Genomic DNA, 2,599 nt, shown 5'->3' on the forward strand with positions numbered 1-2,599 from the left:
GAGCAGTTCATTTGGCATCGATCGTTTTATGGTTAAGATGCCTTGTTTAATTTGTGTAGACACGCTCTAGATAAGCGAAAGCTATTTCAAAACTTTTTAACAACTCCGAGTTTGATACCTCGAAGTCTTTTTCAACTTCTCGATATGAGTCCATGAACGGATCCTCATACTTTTCTAGAAACCCATCTGGATTCCTTCCGAATTTTTTCAGCTTCTCAAGCTTTGAAATTTCAATTTTAATAAGTTCTGCGACCACCATCGTAGCGCAACTTGATCCATTTTGATAATATGATTTCATTTTAACCTCCGTTTTTTTGTTTGTTTTTTCCGAAGGTTTATGCTACTATGTAGATAACCCTTCGGGGTGGATTTAAGAACACTCGCCTCTTGCTTCCCGGCACGGCGGGTGTTCTTCTTTTACCTATTCAAATATTTTTTTAGTTCCGCGATCGCATTCTCGATCGCTTTTGTTTTGCTTACCTTCTCCTGCTTGCAATAAGCTTCCAAGATAAGATTTGAAGACTCACTTAGCCTTACTGCTAAACGCCGAGTCTTCGGATTAGTCGTTGGACGGCCAATCTTCTTCTTTTTTTTCTCCATATCCTTCCCTTCTCTTGCCCGTGAATTCAGCTCGGTTTCCCTCGCTGTAACTATAGTATATACTTTTGTCATACAAAAGTCAATAGTTTTGTATGACAAAAGTATATTTTTTTATTTCTTGCTGTCGAACATAGAAAAAGAGTAGCGCAAGCTACTCTTTCACTTATTTTACAAGTTCTTTCCCGTCAAAAATAAACGATAACACCTTGTTGTCTTTTCTCGAGATCCGAATCATGAACTCACTCCTCAACATCGCTCCGAACCCATTTTGTGCATCCACATACGACCCAACGATGTACTTATCCGGAGTCTTTTCCATCACATACTCCGCGTATCCCGGAAACTTTGCTGTCGATGGAGCAGCAAGAATGTCTTTTACCATAATTTCTGCTTGTGTCTTCAGCATAATTTCTTCTTCGTCCGTCAAAAAATAATCCGTCAACACCGCTACCGTCTTTCCATCCTTATAAAAATCTTTATCCGCCCAACGGACCCGGAGAAGGTTCCCGGTCGAATCTGTATATACAATGATATTCTTACTGTTCGTCCCGTTTATAGTTCCCGATATGCGATATCCTTTGCTCCCCTCGCCTTCTTCTTCGTCGAGCATCTCATCGTGCTCGATCATATAACTCTTAACTCCTATCTTTTCCAGGACCTGTGCAATTTTTTCGTTTTGTTCCGCGCTGACGCCTTCAATCTTCGAAATCTGCACAGAAGGCCCTACATTGTTTCTCACGCTCGCATATACGCCGAGCATGAGAAGCAAGACAATAATAGTGAGACAACCCGGTGCTTTTCTTTTTTTCATATGTATCCTCCTATAAGATGTATTTTATTTATCATACTACATTCTTCCCTCTTTTTCAATTTTCCCACAAAAAAAAGAAGTCGCTATTTGTTGCGACTATCTTCATTAAATAAGTTGAGTTGACCATCAAGCACTACACTTTTATTCTCGCAAAGCCGGCGAATGTGGCGCTCCGAGTATCCATACTTGACCGCCAGCTCCGTAGCGTTGTATCCATTGTATTCTTCGAGGATCTTCTCTTTTATATTCTCCCGACACACATGTTCAAGAAAAGGGAAGTAGATCTGTCTTCCGCGCCACATCTGTTCGATTTCAAGAGCTACCTCAATCCCGAACTTTTCCGCAAGCTCGAAGTACGGACTATCCAGTTCTTCTATTTTAAGCTCCTTTTTCCACTCCGACATCAACACTTCCCCCCTTCTTCTTACTTTACAATCTTACTTAACACAGCAGCGAATTCCGCCCATGTAACCCTACTGTCCGGATCGTGCCACTCCGAGATGATCCCCTTCTCTTGCAGTTCCCTGATGAACTTCGCGCCCCAGTGCTCCCGTTGCACCTTCACACCGTTGATATTATGAATAATCTTTTTTATTTTCACATCGTACTCCTTATCGCTCGCCCAACCTACTCCGCGCGGATTTTTCGGGATCGCTAAATACTCCAAATACGGAGCACTTCCCCGATGCACAAGCCCAAACCGCGGATCTACCAAGTTTTTGACATATACCGTAGTTGCATACGCTACCAAGTGCTGAACATGAGCCAGGACTCCGACCTCTGCAGACGGGAAACTTGCCGCCTGCCCCTTTTCATTTCCGTCAAGTGCTCCAAGTCCGGCAAAATTATTTTGTGAAGCCTGTACAATATTGCCAAAACGAAGATAGTTCGTTTCGTGCAATGCTTGAGCGATTGCAACCTCGGCTCTTATCTTGTACTGTTCGCAGTACTTAAAGTAATATCCGATCCACTCCGTCAACCTCACGGAAATCTTGCAGTCCTTATTGATCTGATTCACATACTGCAAAACCTGTTCCTTTGTGACCCCTGTCTTGCCCAAGATTGAAGTCAATACCTCCGACTTGATCTCCTCTTTTTTCTTTCCCGAGAGTTCCGACATCAGAGCCTTCCAAGGGAAGTACTTCCCCGGGCAGTTCGTCGCTCGGTAATCACAATGTCTCCCGACGC

Annotated in this window: 5 protein-coding genes; all 5 read right to left on the reverse strand. The window is 43.1% G+C overall.

Annotation, left to right across the window (positions count from 1 at the left end):
* Positions 1–46 precede the first annotated feature (46 nt).
* The gene (locus ACFO4R_RS11905; protein ID WP_379789438.1) at positions 47–298 is read right to left on the reverse strand and encodes a hypothetical protein; all 252 of its coding nucleotides are present in this window, start codon (positions 296–298) and stop codon (positions 47–49) included.
* 119 nt (positions 299–417) lie between these two features.
* A complete protein-coding gene (locus ACFO4R_RS11910) occupies positions 418–600 on the reverse strand; it encodes a hypothetical protein (RefSeq protein WP_379789440.1) in 183 nt (60 codons plus the stop codon).
* Positions 601–763: 163 nt separating this feature from the next.
* Entirely contained in the window at positions 764–1,411 is a 648-nt protein-coding gene (locus ACFO4R_RS11915) for a hypothetical protein (protein ID WP_379789442.1), read from the reverse strand.
* Positions 1,412–1,494: 83 nt separating this feature from the next.
* A complete protein-coding gene (locus ACFO4R_RS11920) occupies positions 1,495–1,815 on the reverse strand; it encodes a Mor transcription activator family protein (protein WP_379789444.1) in 321 nt (106 codons plus the stop codon).
* Between the two features lie 20 nt (positions 1,816–1,835).
* On the reverse strand, positions 1,836–2,599 hold a 764-nt coding region (locus ACFO4R_RS11925; protein ID WP_379789446.1), incomplete at its 5' end, for a glucosaminidase domain-containing protein.

It is taken from the genome of Filifactor villosus (genome assembly GCF_042652965.1).
GTDB lineage: Bacteria > Bacillota > Clostridia > Peptostreptococcales > Filifactoraceae > Filifactor > Filifactor villosus.